Below are 23,558 nucleotides of genomic sequence, written 5' to 3'. Positions count from 1 at the left end.
TCACTTAATATGTTCTACCTGCTCTACCTCTACTACGCGGACATCGCTCAGGAATATCCGCTGCTGCACCTGATCCAGTATCAGACGGTGCGCGTCGCCCTGGCCATGGCCACGGCCATGATCGTCGCCGTCGCCATGGGCAGCCGCTTCATCAACTGGATCCGCGCCAAGCAGGGCCGCGGCCAGCCGATCCGCGAGGACGGCCCGGTGTCGCACCTGTCCAAGGTCGGCACCCCGACCATGGGCGGCCTGATGATCCTGGCGGGCATCGGCGTGGCTGTCCTGCTGTGGGGCGACCTGACCAACCCCTATATCTGGATCGTCTCGGGCGTGACGGCGGCCTTCGGCGTGCTGGGTTTCATCGACGACTACGCCAAGGTGACCAAGCAGACCTCGGCGGGGCTGACCTCGAAGCAGAAGCTGGCGGCCCAGGCCGTGGTGGCCGTGATCGCGGGCGTACTGACCGTCGTCTGGATGACCTATTCGCCGACCTCGCCGGGGCTTGAAACCTCGATCGCCTTCCCCTTCCTGAAGGCCATCCTGCTCAACATCGGCTGGTTCTATGTGGCCTTCGCCGCCTTCACCATCATCGGCTTCTCCAATGCGGTGAACCTGACCGACGGTCTGGACGGCCTGGCCATCGTGCCGGTCATGATGGCGGCGGGCGCCTTCGGCATCATCTCCTATCTGGTCGGCAACTTCCTGTTCGCGGACTACCTGCAGGTCCACCACGTGCCGGGCGCGGGTGAACTGGCCATCTTCTGTGCTGCCATGATCGGTGGCGGCATGGGCTTCCTCTGGTACAACGCCCCGCCCGCCAAGATCTTCATGGGCGACACCGGTTCGCTGGCCCTCGGCGGCGCGCTGGGCTCCATCGCGGTGGCCACCAAGCACGAGCTGGTGCTGGGCATCGTCGGCGGCCTGTTCGTGGTCGAAGCCGCCTCGGTCATGATCCAGGTCGGCTACTTCAAGCTGACCGGCAAGCGCATCTTCCTGATGGCCCCGATCCACCACCATTTCGAGAAGATGGGCTGGCCGGAATCGACTGTCGTCATCCGCTTCTGGATCGTCGCCGCCATGCTGGCGCTGGCCGGTCTGGCCACGCTGAAGCTGCGCTGATCCCATGATCCCGGTTCCCGGCTTCGAGGGGCGTCGTGTCGCGGTCTTCGGCCTGGGCCGGTCCGGGATCACGGCGGCGCGCGCGCTTCAGGCCGGCGGCGCCGTTCCCGTCCTGTGGGACGACGGCGTCTCGGGCCGGATGCAGGCCGAGGCCGAGGGCTTCATCGTCGAGGACCTGACCCGCGCCGACTGGTCGGGCTTCGCTGCCCTGATCCTGTCGCCCGGCGCGCCCCTGACCCATCCCAGGCCGCACTGGACCGTCGAGCGCGCCCATGCGGCGGGCGTGCCCGTCATCGGCGACATCGAGCTGTTCGCCCGCGCCCTGGACGCCCTGCCGCAAGGCCAGCGTCCCCGCGTCGTCGCCATCACCGGCACCAACGGCAAGTCCACCACCACGGCCCTGATCGGCTGGGTGCTGAAGTCGGCGGGCCTGACGGTCCACATCGGCGGCAATATCGGCATCGGCGTCCTGGCCCTGCCGGCCCCGACGCCCGACGCCGTCTATGTCATCGAGGTCTCGTCCTATCAGCTGGACCTGACCACCAGTTTCGCGCCCGACGTGGCCATCCTGACCAACATCAGCCCCGACCATCTGGACCGCCACGGCGGCATGGAGGGCTATGTCGCGGCCAAGCAACGCATCTTCCAGGCGCAGGGATCTGAGGCGCTAGCACTGGTCGGCGTGGACGAAGGGTGGGGGCAGGGGATAGCAAACGACCTGCGCGGGCAGGGCCAGCACGTTGAAACCGTCTCCACCAGCGCAGCCGCCGAGGGCTATCTGGCCATGCCCGGTCAGTTGTCGCTGAAAGGCCAGCCTGTCGCCGACCTCTCCGCCGCCCGCTCTCTGCCCGGCCGACACAACGCCCAGAACGCCGCTTTCGCCTATGCCGCCGCCCGCGCGCTGGGCGTGTCGCACGAGGCGGCGGTCGAGGGGCTGCTGACCTTCCCCGGTCTGGCGCATCGGATGGAGGCCGTGGGCCGCCTCGGGTCCATCCGCTTCATCAACGACTCCAAGGGCACCAACGCCGACGCCGCGCGTCAGGCCCTGGCCTCCTACCCCAGCGTCTTCTGGATCGCGGGCGGCAAGGCCAAGGAGGGCGGCATCGACAGCTTGCGCGACCTCTTCCCCCACGTGGCCAAGGCCTATCTGATCGGCGAGGCCGCCGACGCCTTCTCCGTCACCTTGGCCGATACCCCCCACATCGTCGCCCACACCATGGAGCGCGCCGTCGAGCTGGCCGCCGCCGACGCGGCCAAGGCCGGGGGCGAGCAGGTGGTCCTGCTGTCCCCCGCCTGCGCCAGCTTCGACCAGTTCCCCGACTTCGAGGTGCGGGGCGAAGCCTTCCGCGCCGCCGTCCTGGCGCTGGGCGCCAAGCCTGAGCCCGCCGCATGAGCCAGAGCTACAGCCATCCCTTTTCGCGCAATGATCAGAGCCTGATCGCGCGCTGGTTCTGGACCGTGGATCGCGGCCTGCTGGGCGCGGCCCTGACGCTGGTGGCGTTGGGCGTATCGCTCAGCTTCGCCTCCAGCCCGGCGGCCATTCTCGCCGACGAGTCAATCACCGATCCCTTCCACTATTCGTGGCGGATGATCGTCTGGGCCAGCATGGGCACGGGCCTGATGCTGACCACCTCCCTGCTGTCGCCGCGTGGGGTGCGGCGGATCGCGGTTCTGGCCCTGTTCGGGGCCATCGTCGTCATGGCGGCCCTGCCCTTCATCGGCGACACGGTGAAGGGCGCCGCGCGCTGGGTGAACCTCGGCCCGTTCAGCCTGCAGCCGTCGGAGTTCGCCAAGCCCGGCCTGATCGTCTTCGCCGCCTGGATGTTCGCCGAGGCGCAGAAGGGGCAGGGGGTTCCCGGCGTCAGCATCGCCTTCGGCCTCTGGGCCCTGACGGTCGGTCTGCTGCTGATCCAGCCTGACATCGGCCAGACCCTGCTGATCACCACCACCTTCATGGCCGTCTTCTTCATGGCCGGGGTACCGCTGAAATGGGTGGCCGTGATCGCCGCCATGGGCGCGGGCGGGGTGGTTTCGCTCTACTTCACCTTCAGCCACATGCGCGACCGTCTCAGCCGCTTCCTGTCACCCGAGACGACCGACACCCACCAGATCGACCGCGCCTCCGAGGCCATCCGCGCCGGCGGCCTGATCGGGCGCGGCATCGGCGAGGGGGTGATGAAGCGCCGGGTGCCCGACCTGCACACCGACTTCATCTATTCGGTCGGCGCCGAGGAGTTCGGCCTGATCCTGTCGCTGTTCATGATCGGCCTCTACGCCTTCATCGTCATCCGCGGGATGAAGAAGGCGATGAAGCTGAACGACCCGTTCGAGCAGACGGCGGCGGCGGGCCTCTTCATGCTGATCGGGCTTCAGGCCTGCATCAATGTGGCGGTGAACCTGAACCTGATCCCGACCAAGGGCATGACCCTGCCCTTCATCAGCTATGGCGGCTCGTCGATGATGGCCATGGGTCTGACCATGGGTTTTGCGCTGGCCCTGACGCGCCGTCGACCGGGCGCCTATGAGCCGGGCTCCAACATCTCCCCGCCGCGTCGTCGCCTGCTGCCGTAAGAAAGTACCCGCCATGAACAAGGTCTGCGTCGTCGCCGCCGGGGGCACCGGCGGCCACATGTTCCCCGCCGAGGCTCTGGCCCGCGAACTGGCGTCGCGCGGCTGGCGCGTGGTGCTGGCGACTGATGCGCGCGGCGAACAATACGCCCACGCCTTCCCTGCCGAGGAGCGTCTGGCGCTGGACGCCGCGACGGGCAGCGGCCCCGTTGGAATGCTGAAGGCGGGCCTCGCCATCATGCGCGGCGTGGGACAGGCCAAGTCGGCCTTTGACCGCACGGGCGCGGACGTGGTCGTCGGCTTCGGCGGCTACCCCTCGGCCCCGGCACTGGTCGCCGCCATCCTGCAAAAGCGCCCGACCCTGATCCACGAACAGAACGCCGTCCTGGGCCGCACCAACCGCATGTTGGCTCCGCGCGTCGGCGGCGTGGCCTCGGCCTTCCCGACCCTGGGCCGTGCGCCCGAGGCGGTGAAAGCCCGCGCTCAGGTGGTCGGCAACCCGGTCCGCCCCGACATCCGCGCCCTGTTCGACCGCGCCTATGGCCCCCCCGAAGGCGACGGCCCCATCCATATCCTGGTGACCGGCGGTAGCCAGGGCGCCCGCATCCTGTCCGAGACCGCGCCCCGCGCCCTGGCGGCCCTGCCCGAGGCCATCCGCAACCGCCTGAAGGTGCAGCAGCAGTCCCGACCCGAGACACTGGAAAGCGCGCGCCAGATCTATCTGGAGGCCGGCATCGCCGCCGAGGTGGCCCCCTTCTTCCGCGACATGGCCGACCGCCTGTCGAAGGCGCATCTGGTCATCGGCCGCGCCGGCGCCTCGACCTGTTCGGAGCTGGCGGTCGCCGCGCTTCCGTCCGTCCTGATCCCGCTGAAGATCGCCATGGACGACCACCAGACCCTGAACGCCCGCGCCCTGTCCGACGCCGGCGCCGCTTGCGTCATCGCCGAGGACGACGTGACGGTGGACAGCCTGACCTCCGCCTTGAGCGAGGTCCTCTCGGACCCGGCCAGGCTGGCCTCTATGTCAGCCGCCGCCCGCTCGGTCGCCATCCCGGACGCCGCCGCCCGTCTGGCCGATCTGGTGGAAGCCGCCGCCCGCTAGTCTTGGGAATGGCGGCGAAGCTGGCTAGGCTGCGGCCATGCCCCAGTTTGTCGTCGATCTGACCAACAACGTCTTCGCCCTGTGGAACCAGTTCTACTGGCTGCCGGAGTGGGCGGTGATCACGATCATCACCGCTGTCTTCGTCTTCATCGGCTGGGCGGCGAACCAGATCGTCTTCGCCCTGCTGACCCTGGCCGTGCGCAATCGCGACGAGTTCTGGAAGGGGATGCTGAAGCGCGCCCGGCTCAAGGTCCGGATCGCCGTGATGATCATCGCCCTGGCCCTGGCGGTCACGGTGTCGCCGCTGGACCCCGAGCCTTCGCTGTTCATCCGACGGACGCTTCTGTTCGGGTTCATCCTGGTCTGCGGCTGGATGCTGGCGGGGGCGGTGGACATGGGAGCCATCGTCCATCTGAAGAAGTTCAACATGGACACGGAGGACAACCTCCTGGCCCGCAAGCACGTCACCCAGACGCGCATCCTGCAGCGGGTGGCGGCCATCCTGATCGGTCTGATCACCCTGGGGCTGGCCCTGTTGACCATTCCGGGCGTGCGCCAGTGGGGCCTGTCGCTGCTGGCCTCGGCGGGCGTGGTGGGCATCGTCGCCGGTCTGGCCCTGCAGCCCTTCCTGACCAACCTGCTGGCCGGTATCCAGATCGCCACGGCCCAGCCGATCCGCCTGGACGACGCCGTCATCGTCGAGGGCGAGTGGGGCCGGGTGGAAGAGATCACCTCGACCTATGTGGTGGTGAAGCTGTGGGACTGGCGGCGGATGATCCTGCCGCTGACCTATTTCATCCAGAAGCCGTTCCAGAACTGGACGCGCGACGACAGCCGCCTGATCGGCGTCGCCTTCCTCTATGTGGACTATGAGGCGCCGATCGACCGGCTGCGGGTCAAGCTGGAGTCCATCGCCCACGCCTCGCCCCTGTGGGACGGCGAGGTGGTGTCCTTGCAGGTCACCGACATCACCGCCCGCGTCGCCCAGGTCCGCTGCCTGACCAGCGCTCGCAACGCCTCTCTGGCCTTCGATCTGCGCTGTGAGGTGCGCGAAAAGATGCTGGCCTTCATGCGCGACGAGTGCCCCCAGGCCCTGCCGCGGGACCGTTTCGACATGAACCGCGTCGACGATCAGCGCGGGTCTATCTCGCCTCTCAGCAGGGCCTGACCCAGCTTTACGGCGTCGCCGGCGGTCGCTGCATCCGCCGCAGGGCTCACGGGCGCACAGGCCACGGCGGCCAGCTCCGCCGCATCGCCGCCGGGCACGATGGCGTAAGGTGCGGACTTCGTCGGCGTGATGGGGCCCTCGACGCCGTCAGTGCGCAGCGATGCGAAGTCCAGCCGGTCCGCCGTCTGGGCGGTGCAGTCGAACCGCCACCAGGACCAGCCGCCGGAATAGGCGACGTCGCCGATGACCATGTCCTCCTCGCTGACCTGCAAGGATCGCATCCGCACGCTCGAGTTCGTGGGGGCGCTGTCCGGCGTGATCGAGGCGGCGTCGGCGAAGACCGCGAAGCGTCCTACGCCGGTCAGGACCAGCGCATGGTCCTGCGCCCCGGCGCCTGTCGCCAGCAGGGAGAAGGCCGCAGTTGCCAGGAAGGCGCGTTGCATTTGATGGTCCCGTCGTTAACCGCATCCGCAAACCACGTATTGAGACGCGGCGTCTAGAAGCAAGTCATGTATCAGGAACCGCACGGAGCCGACGCCGCTATCGCCCCGCCTGACCGGCGGGCGCGTGAGCGTCGTCCGTTCCGGCAGAAACGCCGCCCCGAAGAGCGCGTGCGCATCCTGGGCGAGACCGTCGACTTGATGCGGCCCGAGGAAGTCCTGCTGCACGTCGAACGCTGCATCGAGGCGGGCCAGCGCAGCATCATCGCCAATCACAACCTGCACAGCCTTTACCTGTTGCCGCGCACGCCGGGGATGCGGCGGCTCTATGATCTGGCCGATGTCGTCGAGCTGGATTCCACGCCCCTGATCCATTTCACCCGGCTGCTGGGCCTGCACAGCCGACCCTTCCATCGCTGCACCTATCTGGACTGGCGCGATCAGTTCTGGAGCATGGCCAATCGCAAGGGCTGGCGCGTCCTTTATGTCGGCGGCGCCGACGGCGTGGCGACGACGGCGGCGGAACGGCTGACTGCGCGCTATCCGGGGGCGGCGATCAAGGGCCTGTCCGGCTATTTCGACGCCACGCGGGGATCGCTGGGGAACACCGCCGTCCTGGCCGCTGTGCGCGAATTCCAGCCGAATGTCCTGTTCGTCGGCATGGGCATGCCGCGTCAGGAGCTGTGGATCGCCGACAACATCGACGCCTTGCCCGAGGCCGTCATCCTGCCGGTCGGCGCAGCCTTCGACTATGAGGCCGGCGTTCAGAGGGCGGCGCCCCGCTGGATGGGGCGGTTCGGCGTCGAATGGCTGTTCCGCCTGTTCGCCGATCCGAAGCGCCTGTTCGCCCGCTACTGCGTCGAGCCCTGGTTCCTGATCGGACCGGCTCTGGGCGACGTGCGCGAGGCGAGGCGGCGGCGCAGGGCCAAGCCCTAGGCCGCCACGATCTGCTCGGCCTGCTTCAGGTTGACGCTGACCAGCTGGCTCATGCCGCGCTCGGGCATGGTGACGCCATACAGGCGGTCCATCCGGCTCATGGTCACAGGGTTGTGGGTGATGACGATGAAGCGGGTGTCGGTGCGGCTGCGCATTTCGTGCAGCATCCGGCAGAAGCGGTCGACGTTGGCGTCGTCCAGCGGCGCGTCCACCTCGTCCAGCACGCAGACGGGCGCCGGATTGGCCAGGAAGACGCCGAAGATCAGCGCTGCCGCCGTCAGGGCCTGCTCGCCGCCGCTCATTAGCGACATCACCGACAGGCGCTTGCCGGGCGGACAGGCGTAGATTTCCAGACCGGCTTCCAGCGGGTCGTCGCTCTCGACCAGCTTCAGTTCGGCCTGACCGCCGCCGAACAGGGCCTCGAACAGGGCCTTGAAGTTGGCGTTGATGACGTCGAACGCCGCCACCAGCCGCTCGCGGCCCTCGGCGTTCAGTTCGTCGATGCCGTCACGCAGCTTGGCGATCGCCTGGGTCAGGTCGATGCGCTCCGACTTCATGGCGCCCAGACGCTCGCCGTATTCGGCGGCCTCTTCCTCGGCGCGCAGGTTGACCGCGCCCAAGGCCTCGCGCTCGCGCTCCAGCCCGGTCAGCAGGCTCTCGGCGCCGGCGGTGTCCGGCGGGCGGGCGATGGCGTCGTCGATCAGCTTCTGGCCCAGGTCGTCCGGCGACATCTGCGCCGTCTCGCGGACGTTGGCGTCCGCCTCGGACAGACGCTCGCTCGCGGCCTCGGCGCGGGCGGCCAGGCCGGCGCGGGCCTCGCGCGCGGCGCCGGCCGCGGCCTCGGCGGCGCGGCTGGCGCGGTCGCTCTCGCCCGCCGTGCTTTCGGCCAGGGACAAGGCCTCGGCGGCGGCGCTCTTGCGCGTCTCGGCGGCGATCAGGGCGTCCATCAGGGTTTCGCGCTGCTCGGCGAAGCCCTGCGGCGCGATCTCGGCCTGTTTGAGCAGGGCGGCGGTCTTGTCGGCGTCCTTGCCCAGGGCGGCGACGCGGGCGGCGCTTTCCTTCGAACGCCCGGCCCAGCCCTCGTGAGCGCGGGTCAGGCTGCCCAGCCGCTGTTCGCGCCCGGCGCGGTCGCGCGCTTCCTCGTCGCGGGTCGAGCGGGCGCTCTGGGCCGCCTGGCGCGCGGCGTCGGCGGCGACGCGGGCGGCGGTCAGTTCGTCGCGCAGCCCGGCGATGGTCTCGGACGGCGCCTTGACCGACTGCGCGGCCTCCAGCGCAGCCTTGGCCTCGGCGACTTCGCCGTCCAGCCGGGCGACGGTTTCGTCCAGCGCCTGGGCGCGGGCCTCGCGCCGGGTCTGGTCGCGCATCAGGCTTTCGATCCGGTCGCGACCGGCGGTCACGGCCTTGTCGGCGGCGAAGGGCTTGAGGCGGGCGGTCTTCACCGTTTCTTCCGCCGCGCGGAAGGCCTCGGTCGCCGCCTTCTGAGCCGTCTGCGCGGCCTCCAGAGCGGGCTTGCCCGTATCGATCTCGGCTTCCAGCTCGGCCAGCCGCGTGCGCTGGGCCAGCCGCACGGCGGCGGGGCGCGGCGCCTCGGCGCGGCTGACGAAGCCGTCCCAGCGATAGAGGTCGCCTTCCACCGTCACCAGGCGGGCGCCGGTCGGCAGGGTCTTGGCCAGACGCGGGGCCTCGGCCTGGCTGGCGACGACGCACAGGGCCAGGCGCGCGGCCAGTTCGGCGGGCGCGCTCACATGGGCGGCCAGCGGGGCGACGCCTTGGGGCCAGACGGGGGAAGGTGCATCGGCTCCGGCCCAGTGGGCCGCGGCGCGGGCGTCCAGCGCGGCGTCCAGATCGTCGCCGAGAGCCGCGGCCAGCGCGGCCTCATAACCCTTGGCCGCCGACACCTTGTCCAGAGCAGGCGGGTGGTCGCGCTTGCCCATGACCAGCAGTTGCGCCAGACCCCGCGCCTCGGTCTGTAGACGGCCCAGACGGTCCTCGGCGGCGCGGGCGGCCGTGCGGGCCTCGGCCTCGACGCGGGCCAGATCACCGCGCGCGGCCTCGGCGGCCTCGACCGCTTCGCGCGCCGCCGTCAGCTCAGCCTGCGCCGTTTCCAGCGCCGTGCGGGCGACGGCCAGTTCCGGCGTCTCGATGGGGCCCAGCGCTTCGCGTTCGCGTTTGGCCTGATCGTGCTGGCCAACGACGCGGGCCAATCGGGCCTCGGCGTCGCGCTTGCGGGCGGTTTCGGCGTTGGCGCGGGCCTCGACGGCGGCCAGGGTTCCGGCCAGGCGTTCGACCTCGCCGTCGGCGGCCTTGCGGGCGTCCTCGGTCGCCAGCACGGCCTTTTCCAGCTCTGGTCCGCGCTCCGGGGCGGCGGCGATCTCGGCCTTCAGCTTCGTCAGTTCGTGGTCCAGCCGGTCCAGTTCGCGCTGGGCGTCGGCGGCCATGCGCTCTTCGCGTTCGACGTCGGCGTTGATGCGGGCCGCCTCGGCCTTCAGGCGGTCGACCTCGGCGCGGGCGGCCTGTTCGGCCATGTCGAGGCGGTCGCGTTCCAGTGTGGCCCGGTGCAGCAGTGCGCCGGCCACGGCGTCTTCTTCGCGCGCCGGCTTCATGGCGTCTTGCGCCTTCAGGGCCTCGGCCTCGGCCTTGGTCGCGGCGGCGCCAGCCTCGGCCACGGCGCGGTCGGCGTCGCGCAGTTCCTGAGCCGCGGCTTCAGCCGCCGCCTTGGCGTCGTTCCAGCGCACGTAGAGCAGGGCGGCCTGCAGGGCGCGAATCTCGGCCGAAATCTTCTTGTACTTCTCGGCCTGACGCGCCTCGCGCTTCAGCCGGTTCAGCGCCGTCTCCAACTCGCGCCCGATGTCGTCCAGTCGGTCGAGGTTGGTCTCGGCGGCCTTGAGACGCAGTTCGGCCTCGTGACGGCGGGTGTGGAGACCGGCCACGCCGCCGGCCTCTTCCAGAATCCGGCGTCGGTTCTGCGGCTTGGCGGCGATCAGTTCGGAAATCTGGCCCTGACGCACCAGGGCCGGGCTGTTGGCCCCGGTCGAGGCGTCGGCGAACAACAGCTGGACGTCGCGGGCGCGGACCTCCTTGCCGTTGATGCGATAGGTCGAGCCCTGGCCCCGGTCGATGCGGCGCGAGACCTCCAGCACCGGGCTGTCGGTGAAGGGCTGGGGCGCGCGCTTCTGGGCGTTGTCGATGGTCAGGACGACTTCGGCGTGGCTGCGCGGCGGACGGCCCTGGGCCCCGGCGAAGATGACGTCGTCCATGCCCTGGCCGCGCATGGCCTTGGCCGAGTTGGCGCCCATGACCCAGCGCAGGCTTTCCAGTACGTTGGACTTGCCGCAACCGTTCGGCCCGACCACCCCGGTCAGGCCGGACTCGATTTGAACTTCCGCCGCGTCGACGAAGGATTTGAAGCCGACGAGCTTCAGTCTCTGGAACTGCATCGGCGGGGGCTTAGCGCCCCTTGAGCAGCGGGTCTATGGCTGCCGACAGGGTTTCGATTGAATGGTCGGCGACGCGCTGGCCGTTGACGAAGAAGGACGGCGTGCCTTCGACGCCAGCCGCGATGGCGCCATCGACGTCGCGCTGAAGGGATTGCTGTGTGGCGGGGTCCGCCAGACAGGCCTCGATCTGCGGCTGGGTGCGGCCGCTGGCGGCGATCGCCCCCATGTACCAGTCGCGGGCGTTGCCGCTGGCGAAGGCGGCGGCCTGGCCGGCCATGAAGTGGTGGGCCACGTCGAAGAACTTGCCCGGCGCGGCGCAGCGGCCGATGCCGGCGGCGGTGGCCGCGATCTGGGCCGGCTGTGTCGGCAGGTCACGGAACACCAGCTTGACCTTTCCGGTGTCGATATAGCGGGCCTTGAACGTCGGCAGGACGTCATTGGTCCAGTCGGCGCAATGGCTGCAGGTGAAGGAGGCGTACTCGATCACCGTCACTGGCGCGTCGGCGCGACCCAACACGCGGTCAGCGGCGGTCACCGCCGGCACGGGGGCCGAGGCGGCGGGTTCAGAGGCCAGGGCGGGCGCGGCGGTCATCAGGGCCGCCGTCAAAGGCAGGGCGCGCCACAGGGTCTTCATGTTCATTTCGTTTCCAGAAGAGAATCGATGCGTTGCGACAGACTGTCCAGCGAGCGGTCCACGGTCTCGCCGTTGACCATGAAGGTCGGGGTGCCGGTCACGCCTGCGTTTTGGGCCGCCTTGATGCGTGCTTCCATGGCGGCGACGGCTTCGGGGTCCGCCACGCAGGTCTGGAACTGGGCCTCACTCAGTCCGGCTTCGCGCGCGGTGCGCAACAGGATGTCGCGCGGCGGCGTGCCGGAGTGCATTTCGGGCAGGGACCGCATGATCTGGTCGATCACGTGGAAGTATTTGTCCTCGCCGGCGCAGCGCGCGACCAGGAAGCCGGCCACCGCGACGTCGGCGGGCGGGGTCGGGAACTCGCGGAAGACGTAACGCACCTTGCCGGTGTCCACATATTTGGCCTTGAACTGAGGCCAGACCTGCTCGTTCCAGGCGGCGCAGCCGGAGCAGGTGACGGAGGCGTATTCGACCACCGTCACCTTGGCACCCTCGGGCGCGCCCAGAGCCATGTCGCCCTCGGCGGGGGCCGCGTCATTGCCGCTGCAGGCCGCCAGCGCCATGACGACGCTCAGGGCCGCAGCCCCAGCCAGCTTTCTCAACATGTCCACGCCCCCGCCTGGTTGAAGTTATTTCTTGGCCAGTTCCGCGTCGATGGCTTCCGACAGGCCCGACAGGCTGCTGTCGAGCACCTTGGTGCCGTTGACGATGAAGGTCGGCGTCCCGGTCACGCCGGCGTCGATGCCGGCCTTGATGCGGTTGCTCATTTCCTCGATCGCGGCCTTGTCGCGGATGCAGGCCTCGGTCTGCTCCTGGCTCAGGCCGGCGGCGGCGGCGACGCGGAACAGGGTGGTGCGCGGCGGAACGCCCGCCTGCCATTCCTTCTGGCTGGCCATGATATCGTGCATGACGTCGAAGTACTTGTCCTCACCGGCGCAGCGCGCGATCAGGAAGCCGGCGACGGCGATGTCCTGCGGCGGGGTCGGGAACTCGCGGAAGACGTAGCGGACCTTCTTGGTGTCCACATACTTGGTCTTGAACTCGGGCCAGACCTCCTCGTTCCAGACGGCGCAGTGACCGCAGGTGACCGAGGCGTATTCCACGACCGTGACCTTGGCGTCCGTCCCGGCGCCCAGGGCCATGTCGCCCTTGGCTTCGCCGCCGCTCTTGGCGGTGCAGCCGGCGACGGTGGCCATGGCGGCCAGGGCGGCGGCGGTCAGGGCCGCGCGGCGGCTCATCGAAGCGTAACGGAACGTAGCCATGGATCGTCCTTGGTCGAGATACTGTGACTCAGAAGAATGACGCGATCCGTCGGACGCGCGCAATCCGGTTATTTATCGAAAACAGATACGGCCATATTGCGCCGCGAATGTCGCCGATATCCTATCGGAGGCCCCAAAGCCAAGCGATCAACGCGGTGCGGGACCTGTGGCCGCAGAAAGCGGCCATCATGAATGTCCGCAATGGGTGGGAAGCTGCCGTCGGACTGATAGGGTTCAAGCCATGAGAAGATCATATGCCTTGCTCGCTCTCGTCGGCACCCTGACGGCCTCGTGCGATCATTTTGGCGGCATCGACGCATACGCATCGTTGGCTGGGCTTCCAGACACGTCCTGTATTCCTCGAGTGCTAGGGATGGCTGAAGGAGTCAGCGCGATCAAATATCGGCGGACGGAGTGGCCTACATCGCAGTTTGAAATCGCGGGCGGTGCATCCCCGACAACTGTCGCTGAGACGTGGACCTACCATGCAGGTCGCCTTAGGCCTCGAGTCCAAATCTCTAACGCAGGAAACCGGTTCGGCTTTAACAACGGCATCGGCCTGACCGCAGGGGCTGTATCCGACGCACAGATCGCGGCCTACCGCCCGTTGATCGAACGCACGAATGACCTTCTGGCGCGAGAATGTGACCTGGACCTCAGAGGCATCAACATCACCGAGTATCACCAGAAGCCGTAGGCTCCGCGCTCGCTTTGCAATGTCCGAGTTGGGTCGTGAATCGAAGTTCGCTTATGGGGGGGAAGTGGACCTTGCGGGGTTGCCTTGACCATCACGATGAGCCGAATGGCCCAGACGCTTAAATCTTGAGGCTTGGATGAGTGAAGGCAGTCTAAAATGGGCCGCCCTTGGAGGGGGCCTCGCCATTCTTCTGGTAACGACGGCGCTATGTTTACAGGTAGCGCCACTTCATATGCGGCTAGGCCGCCACTGGGCCGGGTTTATGCTACAGCCAGCCCTGTTCGTGGCTGCTTTCTCGATAGGGCTGAAAACAGATTTCGCCGGCCTTCTTTCCTGGATCAAGCGTCGGAGATCAACAGCGTCAGAACGCCAGCGAACCAAGCTCAAAGCGCTCTATGGAAAGCGCTACGGAAAGATGTTCGCCATCTTCGCGCTACTGCTTGCAAGCTGCATTCTTATCTTCATAAGCCCCCTGTTTAGCGGAACCACGAGAGACGGATTATTCGCTACCGGATATGCACTTCTTGCGGTTTCGGTCTTGGTGGGCACGCTAGCTCGATTGCGAGAGATAACGATCCTGGCGGAGCCACGTGCCGAAGTCAGCTAAGGGTCTCGCTTAAGGGGGGAAAGCCGCACTTGGCAGGTTTCAACGCCGCTTGTGACTCAGCCAAACGACTTGGCGCGCGATCATCCTGATACCGAACCACAGCACTTGTGCACTTACTCCGGTGAGGACGATGCCTTGCATCGCCTCCATCGAGGTCATTTCGTGGCTCCCTGACGCGCCGCCGGAAACGCCGCACCAAGTAAGGTGATCATTGTGCCGTTCAGCAGTCCGGCCCAAGCGCTTTCGATATTGTCAGGGTCTTCCATGCCGCGATGATATCGGCGTTCTCAATGTCCGCAACTTCAAGCTCAGCGGGCGGCGCTTACAACGACAGTTTGTCAGCGCCGCTCGTCTTCGGGGGGCTGTGACAGGACGGCCCGACCGAGTTTCCGCAAGGCCGCTTTCAAGCTGTCCGGGGCGTCCTCGACGGCGGCGGCCAGTTCGGCTTCGACCGAGGCGGGCAGGGGCGGTAGCACCATCTTGCCGCGCGCGCGGGGCTTGGCGCCAGCGACGGGCAGGGGTTTGACCGGCCCCTGGGCGATGCGCAGTCGCTCGACCGATCCGGCGCCGAGAAACAGGTTCACCCGCTGGATGATGTCCTCGGACTGATGCTGCACCAGCAGGGCGGCGGGGCCGGCCACGCGCAGTTCCAGCGTACCGCCAGCGGTTCCGCGACCCTTGGTCAGCTTCTGCGGGCGGGTGACGCGGGCCAGACGCTCGCCGACGATCTCGACCCAGCGCGGCTCCAGGGCGCCTGCGCCGCGCCCGAACTGGGCGTCCAGCTTCTTGATCAGCGGGGCCAGCGACCGACCCGCCGGGGGCGGCGGGCGCAGTTGCGGCCGCGTCCGGCGCCTCGCCAGGATTTCGCGGGCTTCGCTTTCGGTGGGCAGAGGACGACGCATTCGTCCTATATACCGCGACCCATGCCCGACGTCTCTTCCCTCCGCGCCGCCCTGCTTGATTGGTACGACGTCCATGCGCGGACCCTGCCGTGGCGCGCGCCGCCGGGGGCGCAGATGCGCACGGACCCCTACCGGGTATGGCTGTCCGAGGTCATGCTGCAGCAGACGACGGTGCCGCACGCCGCGCCCTATTTCGAGCGCTTCACCACGCGCTGGCCGACGGTCAGTGATCTGGCGGCGGTCGAGGATTCTGACCTGATGGCCGCCTGGGCGGGGCTGGGCTACTACGCCCGCGCCCGCAACCTGCTGGCCTGCGCCCGCGCCGTGGTCTGCGATAACAACGGCGTCTTCCCCGATCAGGAGGCAGCGCTGCTGGCCTTGCCCGGGGTGGGCGCCTATACCGCCGCCGCCGTCGCCGCCATCGCCTTCGACCGCCCCGCCAATGTCGTGGACGGCAATGTCGAGCGGGTCATGAGCCGCCTGTTCGCGCTCGAAGCGCCTCTGCCCGCCGCCCGACCCGAGCTGAAGCGGTTGGCGGCCCTGTTCGTCAGCGACGACCGCCCCGGCGACTGGCCTCAGGCCCTGATGGACCTCGGCTCCGGCGTCTGTCGGCCCAAGTCGCCGTCGTGCGATCTTTGCCCCCTGGCCTTTGGCTGCGAGGGGCTGAAGACCGGCGAACCGGCCCGCTATCCGCTGAAGATCAAGAAGGCCGAGCGCCCGCACCGTCTGGGCCACGCCTTCGTCCTGCGCGACGCGGCGGGGCGGATCGGGTTGGTCCGGCGGCCTGACAAGGGCCTGCTCGGCGGCATGATGGGCCTGCCGACCTCCGACTGGAGCGCCGCGCCCGCCTTTGATCCGCCCGCCGCCGCCGACTGGGCCCAGGCAGGGGCCGTCGAGCACGTCTTCACCCACTTCAGCCTGACCCTGACCGTTCACGTCGCCGCAGGCGAGGGGGACTTCGTCTGGGCCCCTGCGGACGACGCCCTGGCGGCCCTGCCGACCGTGTTCCGCAAGGCGCTGGAGCGCGGCCTGGCGGCCTAGCCGGTCACCCGCAGATTGACGATGCCGCTGCGTTCGCGCGGCATGACCACCACCTGTCCGTCCAGCCGCTGGAAATGCAGGTCGATGACCCCGTCGCCGACCCTGAGCCGCGTCACCGACAGCCGGTCCACCCCCGGCGGCAGGGTCGGGTCGGCGATCTCGACCAGTTGCTCGCTGGCGTCGATCGACAGGCCCAGCGCCGCCTGCAGCATCAGGAAGACCGAACCCGCCGCCCAGGCCTGCGGCAGGCAGGCGACCGGATAGGCGATGGGCGGTTCGCCCGTCTCGCGAATGAAGCCGCAGAAAAGCTCGGGCAGGCGCAGCTGGAAATGGGCCGCCGCGCCATAGATCTCGCCCAGCAGCATGGCCACGGCCCGTCGCTCGCCGTAACGGGCCATGCCCGCCGCCGCCATGGCGGTGTCGTGCGGCCAGACCGAGCCGTTGTGATAGCTCATGGGATTGAAGCGAGCCTGCCCCTTGGCCAGGGTCCGCAGGCCCCAGCCGGAGCGGAACTCCGCCGTCAGCATCCGCCGCGTCACCAGTCGGGCCCGCTCGGGCGAGGGCAGGCCGCTGAACAGCAGGTGCCCGGCGTTGGAGCCGACGGCCTGCATCTGCTTGCCGTCGCCGTCGAGAGCCACAGCGTAGAACTGCTGATCCTCCATCCAGAACCTGTCCTCGACCAGGGACCGCACCGCCCCAGCCCGCGCCTGCCACTGGCTGGCCCGTTCGTCGCCCATCTGCGCGCCCATCTCGGCCATGGCGGTCCAGGCGGCGAAGGCGTAGCCCTGCACCTCCAGCAGGGCGACCGGGCCCTTGGGAAAGCGACCGTCGCTGTCGAAGATGGAGTCCTCGCTGTCCTTCCAGCCCTGATTGGACAGGCCGGTCTCGGCGGCGCGGGCGTAGTCGATCAGGCCGTCGCCGTTGCTGTCGCCGTAGTCGCTCATCCAGCCCGCCGCTGCGATCAGGTTCGGCCAGAGGTTGCCGATTGTCTCCGCGTCGCCGGTGCGTTTGGCGTAGGCCCCGGCCAGGGCGATGAACAGGCAGGTGGTGTCGACCCCGCCGTAATAGAGGCCGAAGGGAACCTCGCCGAGGACGCTCATCTCGCCGCCGCGCGTCTCGTGCATGATCTTGCCGGGCGCCGAGTCCTTGAAGGCGTCGACCTCCGTCGCCTGACGCGAGGCCAGATAGGTCAGCACCCCGCGCGCCAGACTGGGGTCCACCCACAGCATCTGCCAGGCGGTGATGATGCCGTCGCGTCCGAACGGGGTAGAGAACCACGGCACCCCGGCATAGGGATAGGGGCCGGTCGGCAGGTCGGTGGTCAGCAGCGCAACATCTGTTCGTGACTGGGTCAGCCAGTCGTTGATGCGCGGATCGCGCGGCGCGGCCACCCCGGCGCCGCGTCGCATCCGTCGACGCATGGCCAGGCGGGCCTGAATGGAATTCCAGCGCCAGCGCTCCTGATCCGGGGCGTCGCAGACGTCGATGCCGCATTCGATATAGAGGTCCAGCCGCTTGCCCTTGGGCAGGCTGAACATGAACTCCGCCCGGTTGGCGCTGAGGCGCGCGGGCGGCTCGGAAAAGGCCAGGCAACTGGTCCGCACCACCCCGTCCAGCCCGGTGTAGCCGAAGCTGACCCGGCGCCCGTCCATGATCGGGGCGTGAATCTCTCCGCGCGCCGCTCGCATCGTGCCGCGCACCTGAAAGATGTCGGCGAAGTCGGCCCCGAACTCGAACGACAGCGGCAGCAGGATGTCCTCGATGCCGTGGTTGACCATCCGCACCCGCTCGAACAGACGCTTGTCCCAGAGGAAGCGCCGCCGCTCCAGATGCAGCACGCCTGCCGGGGCCGAGCGTCCCCCCATCGGCGGCAGGGGGCGGTTGGTCGAATGGCAGGTGAAGAAGACGTTGTCCTCGGTCACGCCGGAACTCAGCCGCGACGGCCGCGCCCGTCCCACCGTCAGGACGAAATGCGACAGCAGGCGCGTGTCCCGGTCGAACAGGCCGTCGGCGCCGCTTTTGACGTCGCCCCAGTGGTCCGCCACCAGAAAGGTGTCGGCGTCCTTCAGCGCCATCAGGGTCTCGAGACCGTCCTGATCGCTGTTGTCGGCGGCCGTGGTCTGGACCGAATAGGCGTCGTCCATCGTCTGCCTCGCTGCTGCGCGAAAGTCGCTCAGGCGCCCCCTCAGGGAAATGGCCGAAGCGGCGAAGGGTTCAGCCGGGACTCAGCCTATGGCGGCGAAGCTGCGATCTTCGTTGGCGACCCGCGCCGCCCGGCCGCCGTCCAGAACGTGCGCCGCGAACGGGCGGCGGGCCAGCAGGTCGCCGTAGACGTCGAGATAGCGCCGGGCCATGGCGGTGGCCGAGAAGCGCAGGTCGAACCGCGCCCGGATCGCCTCGCGGTCCAGTTCGTGCGCTCGCCCGGCGGCGGCGACCGCCTGGTCCATCGTCTCGACCAGAAAGCCCGTGGCCCCGTCCTCGATGATCTCGGGCGTCGAGCCGCAGCGGAAGGCCACGACCGGCGTGCCGCAGGCCATGGCCTCGATCATCACCAGACCAAAGGGCTCGGGCCAGTCGATGGGAAACAGCAGGGCCTCGGCCCCGCCGAGGAAGGCCGACTTCTGATCGTCGCCGATCTCGCCGACGAACTCGATCAGCGGATTGCCCTCGACCAGAGGCCGGATGACCGTCTCCCAATAGGCCCTGTCCGCCGCGTCCACCTTGGCCGCCATCTTCAGCGGCTTGCCCAGACGTGTGGCGATCTCGATGGCCCGGTCCGGGCGTTTCTCGGGCGAGATGCGGCCGAGGAAGCCGAGGTATCCCTGCGACTTCGGCGAAAAGCGATAGAGGTCGCCCGGCATCCCATGATGCACGGTCGCCTTCCAGTTGGCGGCGGGCAGGGGGCGGCGCTGATCGTCGGAGATGGAGACCAGGCCGAACTGCGGCCAGCGCTCATAGACCTCCGGCAGGTCCTTCAGGTCCAGCCGTCCGTGCAGGGTGGTCACCGTCTTGTCGGCCAATCCCTGAAAGAAGGGGAAGTGCGCCATGTCGGTATGAAAATGGATGATGTCGAAGTCGTCGGCGCGATCCAGCACCTCGGCCAGCATGGTCATATGGGCGGCCAGATCGGACTTCAGCGGCTCCGGGTCCAGCCGGATGGCCTGATCGCGCACCGGCACCAGCCGCGCTCGCGTTTCGGCCTCGGCGCTGGCGAACAGGGTGACCTCGTGGCCCAGTTCCACCAAGGCGTCGGTCAGGTGGGCGACGACCCGCTCGGTGCCGCCATAAAGGCGCGGCGGCACCGCCTCATAGAGGGGCGTGACCTGAGCAATCTTCATCATCCGACTCCCGCGCCCCCGATGGCGCACTGGAATCGTCAACACGGGTCATGGAACCCGGTTCCAGCGTGGCTGGAACGATAGTCGCAAGCCTTACAGCGGCTTGCGGCTACTGCATCCCGGCGCGGATCTCGGCGCGCAGGGCGTCGATGGGGCGCAGGCCCGTGTCGGTCTTGAAGCGCCAGTAGGTCCAGCCGTTGCAGGCCGGGGCGTTTTCCAGCAGGGCGCCCAGCTTGTGGATCGAGCCGGTCATGGAGCCGGACACCAGCGAACCGTCGGCGCGCACGCGGGCCTCATGGTCGCCCTTGGGGCAGTAGAGCTTGTCGCCGGGGGCCAGCAGACCGGCCTCCACCAGGGCGCCGAACGGCACCTTGGGCTCGGCCTTCTTGGAGCCGGTGACGACCAGATCCTCGGGCGCGGCGGGAATGACCGCCTTGATGCGCTTCTCGGCCAGTTTGGCGTAGGTCTCGTCGCGCTCGATGCCGATGAAGTGGCGACCCAGGCGCTTGGCCGCGGCGCCCGTGGTGCCGGTGCCGAAGAAGGGGTCCAGGATAACGTCGCCGACGCGGCTGGCAGACAGCAGCACGCGGTGCAGCAGGGCCTCGGGCTTCTGGGTCGGGTGGGCCTTGTCGCCGTTGTCGTCCTTCAGGCGCTCGTTGCCGGTGCACAGGGCGAGCGTCCAGTCCGAGCGCATCTGGGTGTCTTCGTTGAAGGCCTTCAGCGCGTCGTAGTTGAAGGTGTAGCGCTTCTGCTCGCGCGACTTGGCGGCCCAGATCAGGGTCTCGTGCGCATTGGTGAAGCGCGTGCCCTTGAAGTTCGGCATCGGGTTGGACTTGCGCCAGATGATGTCGTTCAGCACCCAGAAGCCCAGGTCCTGCATCGCCGCGCCGAGGCGGAAGATGTTGTGATAGCTGCCGATGACCCAGAGCGAGCCCTCGTCCTTCAGCACGCGGCGGCACTCGGTCAGCCAGGCGCGGGTGAAGGCGTCATAGGCGGCGAAGCTGTCGAACTTGTCCCAGTCGTCATCGACCGCGTCGACCTTGGAATTGTCGGGACGCAGCAGGTCGCCGCCCAGCTGCAGGTTATAGGGCGGGTCGGCGAAGACCATGTCCACCGACTTGTCCGGCAGGCCCTTCAGCACCTCGATGCAGTCGCCACGCAGGATGACGTCGGTCTTCAACTCGGACATGGAAAAGCGGCCCCGGACAGATGAGACGCTTATGGTGAATCCTTACGGTTAAGGCGGAGTAACCAAACTTAAGATCCCGACAGATCGAGAGAATCCTTTGGCTGGCAAAGATGGTGCAAATCGCATCCCGTCTGAGCTATGACGCGCATATGATCGCACGCCTTCGCCCCGTTCCGTTCGCCCTCGGGCCTGTCCACTTCGTCGGCATCGGCGGCATCGGCATGAGCGGCATCGCCGAGATCATGCTGAAGATCGGCTATCAAGTGTCCGGTTCGGACGCCAAGGCCAGCGCCAACACGGAGCGGCTCGAGAAGCTGGGCGCCCGCATCTATATCGGCCACGACGCCGCCCATGTGACCGAGGGTGTCTCGGCGGTGGTCTATTCCACGGCGGTCAAGGCGACGAACCCGGAACTGGTCGTGGCGCGTGAGCGCCGCATTCCCCTGGTCCGCCGCGCCGAGATGCTGGCCGAGCTGATGCGCCTGCAGTTCTCGGTCGGCGTCGGCGGCACCCACGGCAAGACGACGACGACCTCGATGGTCGCGGCCCTGCTGGACGCCGGCTCGCTGGACCCGACGGTGGTCAACGGCGGCATCATCAACGCCTACGGCACCAACGCCAAGGTGGGCGAGGGCGACTGGATCGTGGTCGAGGCCGACGAGAGCGACGGCTCCTTCCTGCGCCTGAAGTGCACGGTCGCGGTCATCACCAACATCGACCCGGAACACCTGGACCACTACGGCGACTTCGACGCCGTCAAGAAGGCCTTCTGCGACTTCATCGAAGACATTCCCTTCTACGGCTTCGGCGTGGTCTGCCTGGACCACCCCGAGGTGCAGAAGCTGGCGGCCAAAATCGATAACCGTCGTCTGGTCACCTACGGCCTGAACCCCCAGGCCATGGTCCGCGCCGAGAACGTGCAGATGTCGCCCGACGGCTCGCGCTTCGACGTGGTGGTGCAGGGCCAGGGTCTGGCCGCGCTGGACGAACCGACCCGCATCGAGGGCCTCTATCTGCCCATGGCCGGCTGGCACAATGTGTCGAACTCGCTGGCCGCCATCGCCGTGGCGCGCGAGCTGGGCGTGGACGACGACTCCATCCGTCAGGGCCTGGCCGGCTTCGGCGGGGTCAAGCGTCGCTTCACCACCACGGGCGTGGTCGGCGGCGTGCGCGTCATTGACGACTACGGCCACCACCCGGTCGAGATCGCCGCCGTGCTGAAAGCCGCCCGTCAGGTGGTCCAGTCCGCCGACAACCCCGGCCGCGTCATCGCCGTGGTCCAGCCGCATCGCTACACCCGCCTGCGCGACCTGATGCAGGACTTCTCGACCTGCTTCGCCGACGCCGACAGCGTTCTGGTCGCCGACGTCTATTCGGCGGGCGAGCAGCCGATCGAGGGCGTCGACAAGCACGCCTTGGCCGAGGGCATCCGCCGCTACGGCCACCGCAATGTCGCCGCTCTGGAAAACGCCGCCGTTCTGCCGCGCGTCATCAAGGACGAGGCCAGGCCGGGCGATCTGGTCGTCCTGCTGGGCGCCGGCGACATCACCAGCTGGGCCTACGCCCTGCCGGCGCAACTTGAGGCCCTGGGTTGATCGACGCACCGTCGCTGCCTGATTTCTGCGCCGAGATGCAGCGGCTGGCCGGGGTTATTGGGGCCAGGCCGGAATTGCTTCCCGATTACGGCGCTCATGATCGAGGAGGGCTTCGGGTCGAACTGGAAGGCGGGGCCTTTTTGCTCACCTATAGCGAGAAGGGCGTGACGGATGTCCTTGCTCGGAGCGCTGACGCGGACGCCGTTATGGAGCAGGTGTTTGTGCAAATCACAGAGCGCATGGCGGTTGAGGACCGATCGTCCGAAGCGCCAGTCATGGAGCCCCAGAACTTCAGCACGCCTTCGATTGGCGAGGTGCGAGCAACTGCCATGCAACTCCAGAACGACAGCGGACTGATCCAGCTTCGATTGATGGCCCAGCTCAATGCTGAATGGGGCTGTCGGCAAGCCGAGCGGAATGCTGCGCGCGCGCTGGAAATCCAACACTTCTTCAACGAGAGCTGCCCTTGACCATCACTCTCCCGACCGTGCGCGGCAAGCTGCTGCTGAACGAGCCGCTGGGGCCTTACACCTGGTTCCGCGTCGGCGGGGCGGCGGACGCCCTGTTCATTCCGGCGGACGCTGACGACCTGGCCGACTTCCTGAAGGCCTTGCCGGAAAGCGTGCCGGTCACGATCATCGGCGTCGGCTCCAACCTGATCGTCCGCGACGGCGGGGTTGAGGGCGTGGTGATCCGTCTGGCCGGACGGGCCTTCGCCGCCATCACGACCGACGGCGACACCATCACGGCGGGCGCGGGCGCGCTGGACTCGATGGTGGCCAAGGCCTCGGCCAAGGCGGGCATCGCCGGACTGGAGTTCTACGCCGGAATCCCCGGCACCATCGGCGGCGCCCTGACCATGAACGCGGGCTGCTATGGTTCGGAGACGAAGGACGTTCTGGTTTCCGCCTGGGGCCTGACGCGTCAGGGCCAGCGGATCGAGCTGGCGTTGGCCGACTTCGGCTACACCTACCGCCATTCCAACGCCCCGGCGGGCGTCATCTGGATGGAAGCGACCTATCGCGGCACGCCCGACGCGCCCGAGGCCGTCGCCGCCCGCATCAACGAGATCACCAGCCGCCGCGAAACGACCCAGCCGATCCGCGAAAAGACCGGCGGCTCGACCTTCAAGAACCCCGAAGGCCATTCCTCGTGGAAGCTGGTCGACGAGGCCGGCTGGCGCGGCAAGCTGCGCGCCGAGACCGGGGGAGGGGCCAAGTTCAGCGAACTGCACTCCAACTTCATGATCAACCCGGGCGAAGCCACCGCCGCCGACATCGAAGCCCTGGGCGAAGCCGTTCGCGCCGACGTCCTGGCCAAGACCGGCGTACAGCTGGACTGGGAAATCAAGCGCATCGGCAGGAAGTAAAACGCGCGCCTCTCCCTCCCCTTCATGGGGAGGGTGGCTGACGCGAAGCGGCAGACGGGTGGGGCGCTTGGGCAAATCAAGCGCCGCGCTCCGTTTCACCTCGTCCTCCCCACCCGATCGCTGCGCGACCACCCTCCCCATGAAGGGGAGGGAG

Annotated in this window: 19 protein-coding genes; 10 read left to right on the top strand and 9 right to left on the bottom strand. The window is 68.2% G+C overall.

All coding sequences use genetic code 11. The features are described 5' to 3' along the window. Window positions 1-9 precede the first annotated feature (9 nt). From mraY to ACIQTU_RS12170, 5 genes are read left to right on the top strand one after another with little or no spacing between them, the layout of a single operon-like run. On the top strand, window positions 10-1,119 hold the full coding sequence (gene mraY, locus ACIQTU_RS12190) for a phospho-N-acetylmuramoyl-pentapeptide-transferase (protein WP_312065654.1): 1,110 nt from the start codon (window positions 10-12) through the stop codon (window positions 1,117-1,119). 4 nt (window positions 1,120-1,123) lie between these two features. Further along, window positions 1,124-2,512 (top strand): UDP-N-acetylmuramoyl-L-alanine--D-glutamate ligase, encoded by a 1,389-nt coding sequence (murD, locus tag ACIQTU_RS12185; protein WP_400547331.1) that lies wholly within the window; start codon window positions 1,124-1,126, stop codon window positions 2,510-2,512. Next, window positions 2,509-3,690 carry an FtsW/RodA/SpoVE family cell cycle protein gene (locus ACIQTU_RS12180; RefSeq protein WP_184270273.1) on the top strand — a complete coding sequence of 394 codons (1,182 nt, stop codon included), beginning with the start codon at window positions 2,509-2,511 and terminating at the stop codon, window positions 3,688-3,690. The genes murD and ACIQTU_RS12180 overlap by 4 nt, the downstream gene beginning before the upstream one ends. Before the next feature lie 13 nt (window positions 3,691-3,703). Continuing rightward, a complete protein-coding gene (murG, locus tag ACIQTU_RS12175; RefSeq protein ID WP_400547327.1) occupies window positions 3,704-4,789 on the top strand; it encodes an undecaprenyldiphospho-muramoylpentapeptide beta-N-acetylglucosaminyltransferase in 1,086 nt (361 codons plus the stop codon). A 37-nt stretch (window positions 4,790-4,826) separates the two neighbouring features. After that, complete coding sequence (locus ACIQTU_RS12170; RefSeq protein WP_400547324.1) at window positions 4,827-5,957, top strand: mechanosensitive ion channel family protein; 1,131 nt, start codon at window positions 4,827-4,829, stop codon at window positions 5,955-5,957. Here ACIQTU_RS12170 and ACIQTU_RS12165 read toward each other — a convergent pair. After that, complete coding sequence (locus ACIQTU_RS12165; RefSeq protein WP_400547321.1) at window positions 5,921-6,400, bottom strand: hypothetical protein; 480 nt, start codon at window positions 6,398-6,400, stop codon at window positions 5,921-5,923. The genes ACIQTU_RS12170 and ACIQTU_RS12165 overlap by 37 nt on opposite strands. A 66-nt stretch (window positions 6,401-6,466) precedes the next feature. Here ACIQTU_RS12165 and ACIQTU_RS12160 point away from each other — a divergent pair, with 66 nt between their 5' ends. Continuing rightward, window positions 6,467-7,333 carry a WecB/TagA/CpsF family glycosyltransferase gene (locus ACIQTU_RS12160; protein ID WP_400547318.1) on the top strand — a complete coding sequence of 289 codons (867 nt, stop codon included), beginning with the start codon at window positions 6,467-6,469 and terminating at the stop codon, window positions 7,331-7,333. Here the strand turns inward: ACIQTU_RS12160 and smc are convergent. From smc to ACIQTU_RS12135, 5 genes are all read right to left on the bottom strand, one after another. Next, entirely contained in the window at window positions 7,330-10,770 is a 3,441-nt protein-coding gene (gene smc, locus ACIQTU_RS12155) for a chromosome segregation protein SMC (RefSeq protein WP_400547314.1), read from the bottom strand. The two genes, ACIQTU_RS12160 and smc, sit on opposite strands and share 4 nt — an antisense overlap. Window positions 10,771-10,780: 10 nt before the next feature. Further along, window positions 10,781-11,410: a thioredoxin domain-containing protein gene (locus tag ACIQTU_RS12150; RefSeq protein ID WP_400547311.1), complete on the bottom strand. Its 630-nt coding sequence runs from the start codon at window positions 11,408-11,410 to the stop codon at window positions 10,781-10,783. Beyond that, window positions 11,407-12,009, bottom strand: a complete 603-nt coding sequence (locus ACIQTU_RS12145; protein WP_400547308.1) for a thioredoxin domain-containing protein — start codon at window positions 12,007-12,009, stop codon at window positions 11,407-11,409. The genes ACIQTU_RS12150 and ACIQTU_RS12145 overlap by 4 nt, the downstream gene beginning before the upstream one ends. 24 nt (window positions 12,010-12,033) lie before the next feature. Beyond that, window positions 12,034-12,666, bottom strand: a complete 633-nt coding sequence (locus tag ACIQTU_RS12140; protein WP_400547305.1) for a DsbA family protein — start codon at window positions 12,664-12,666, stop codon at window positions 12,034-12,036. A 1,642-nt stretch (window positions 12,667-14,308) separates the two neighbouring features. Beyond that, complete coding sequence (locus ACIQTU_RS12135; RefSeq protein ID WP_400547302.1) at window positions 14,309-14,872, bottom strand: DUF721 domain-containing protein; 564 nt, start codon at window positions 14,870-14,872, stop codon at window positions 14,309-14,311. A 21-nt stretch (window positions 14,873-14,893) separates the two neighbouring features. Here ACIQTU_RS12135 and ACIQTU_RS12130 point away from each other — a divergent pair, with 21 nt between their 5' ends. Continuing rightward, entirely contained in the window at window positions 14,894-15,913 is a 1,020-nt protein-coding gene (locus ACIQTU_RS12130) for an A/G-specific adenine glycosylase (RefSeq protein WP_400547299.1), read from the top strand. On the opposite strand, the gene ACIQTU_RS12125 is transcribed toward ACIQTU_RS12130, so the two are convergent. From ACIQTU_RS12125 to ACIQTU_RS12115, 3 genes are all read right to left on the bottom strand, one after another. Next, the gene (locus tag ACIQTU_RS12125; protein WP_400547296.1) at window positions 15,910-18,057 is read right to left on the bottom strand and encodes a glycogen debranching N-terminal domain-containing protein; all 2,148 of its coding nucleotides are present in this window, start codon (window positions 18,055-18,057) and stop codon (window positions 15,910-15,912) included. The two genes, ACIQTU_RS12130 and ACIQTU_RS12125, sit on opposite strands and share 4 nt — an antisense overlap. Window positions 18,058-18,138: 81 nt before the next feature. Next, the gene (locus tag ACIQTU_RS12120) at window positions 18,139-19,251 is read right to left on the bottom strand and encodes a glycosyltransferase family 4 protein (RefSeq protein ID WP_400548961.1); all 1,113 of its coding nucleotides are present in this window, start codon (window positions 19,249-19,251) and stop codon (window positions 18,139-18,141) included. A gap of 109 nt (window positions 19,252-19,360) precedes the next feature. After that, window positions 19,361-20,440, bottom strand: coding sequence for a site-specific DNA-methyltransferase (locus ACIQTU_RS12115; RefSeq protein ID WP_400547294.1), 1,080 nt, complete (start codon window positions 20,438-20,440; stop codon window positions 19,361-19,363). Between the two features lie 149 nt (window positions 20,441-20,589). On the opposite strand from ACIQTU_RS12115, the gene murC reads away from it, so the two are divergent. Genes murC through murB form a run of 3 tightly spaced genes read left to right on the top strand, consistent with a single transcriptional unit; the run spans window position 20,590 to window position 23,404 of the window. After that, window positions 20,590-22,035 (top strand): UDP-N-acetylmuramate--L-alanine ligase, encoded by a 1,446-nt coding sequence (murC, locus tag ACIQTU_RS12110; protein ID WP_400547291.1) that lies wholly within the window; start codon window positions 20,590-20,592, stop codon window positions 22,033-22,035. Further along, on the top strand, window positions 22,032-22,505 hold the full coding sequence (locus ACIQTU_RS12105; protein WP_400547289.1) for a hypothetical protein: 474 nt from the start codon (window positions 22,032-22,034) through the stop codon (window positions 22,503-22,505). Before murC ends, ACIQTU_RS12105 begins: the two co-directional genes overlap by 4 nt. After that, a complete protein-coding gene (gene murB / locus ACIQTU_RS12100; protein ID WP_400547286.1) occupies window positions 22,502-23,404 on the top strand; it encodes a UDP-N-acetylmuramate dehydrogenase in 903 nt (300 codons plus the stop codon). The genes ACIQTU_RS12105 and murB overlap by 4 nt, the downstream gene beginning before the upstream one ends. Window positions 23,405-23,558 lie beyond the last annotated feature (154 nt).

The sequence above is a fragment of the Brevundimonas sp. NPDC090276 genome (assembly GCF_044772165.1).
In the GTDB taxonomy this organism is placed as follows: Bacteria; Pseudomonadota; Alphaproteobacteria; order Caulobacterales; family Caulobacteraceae; genus Brevundimonas.
Note: the sequence above shows the minus strand (reverse complement) of the source record. Positions and strands in the feature narration are given on the sequence as shown.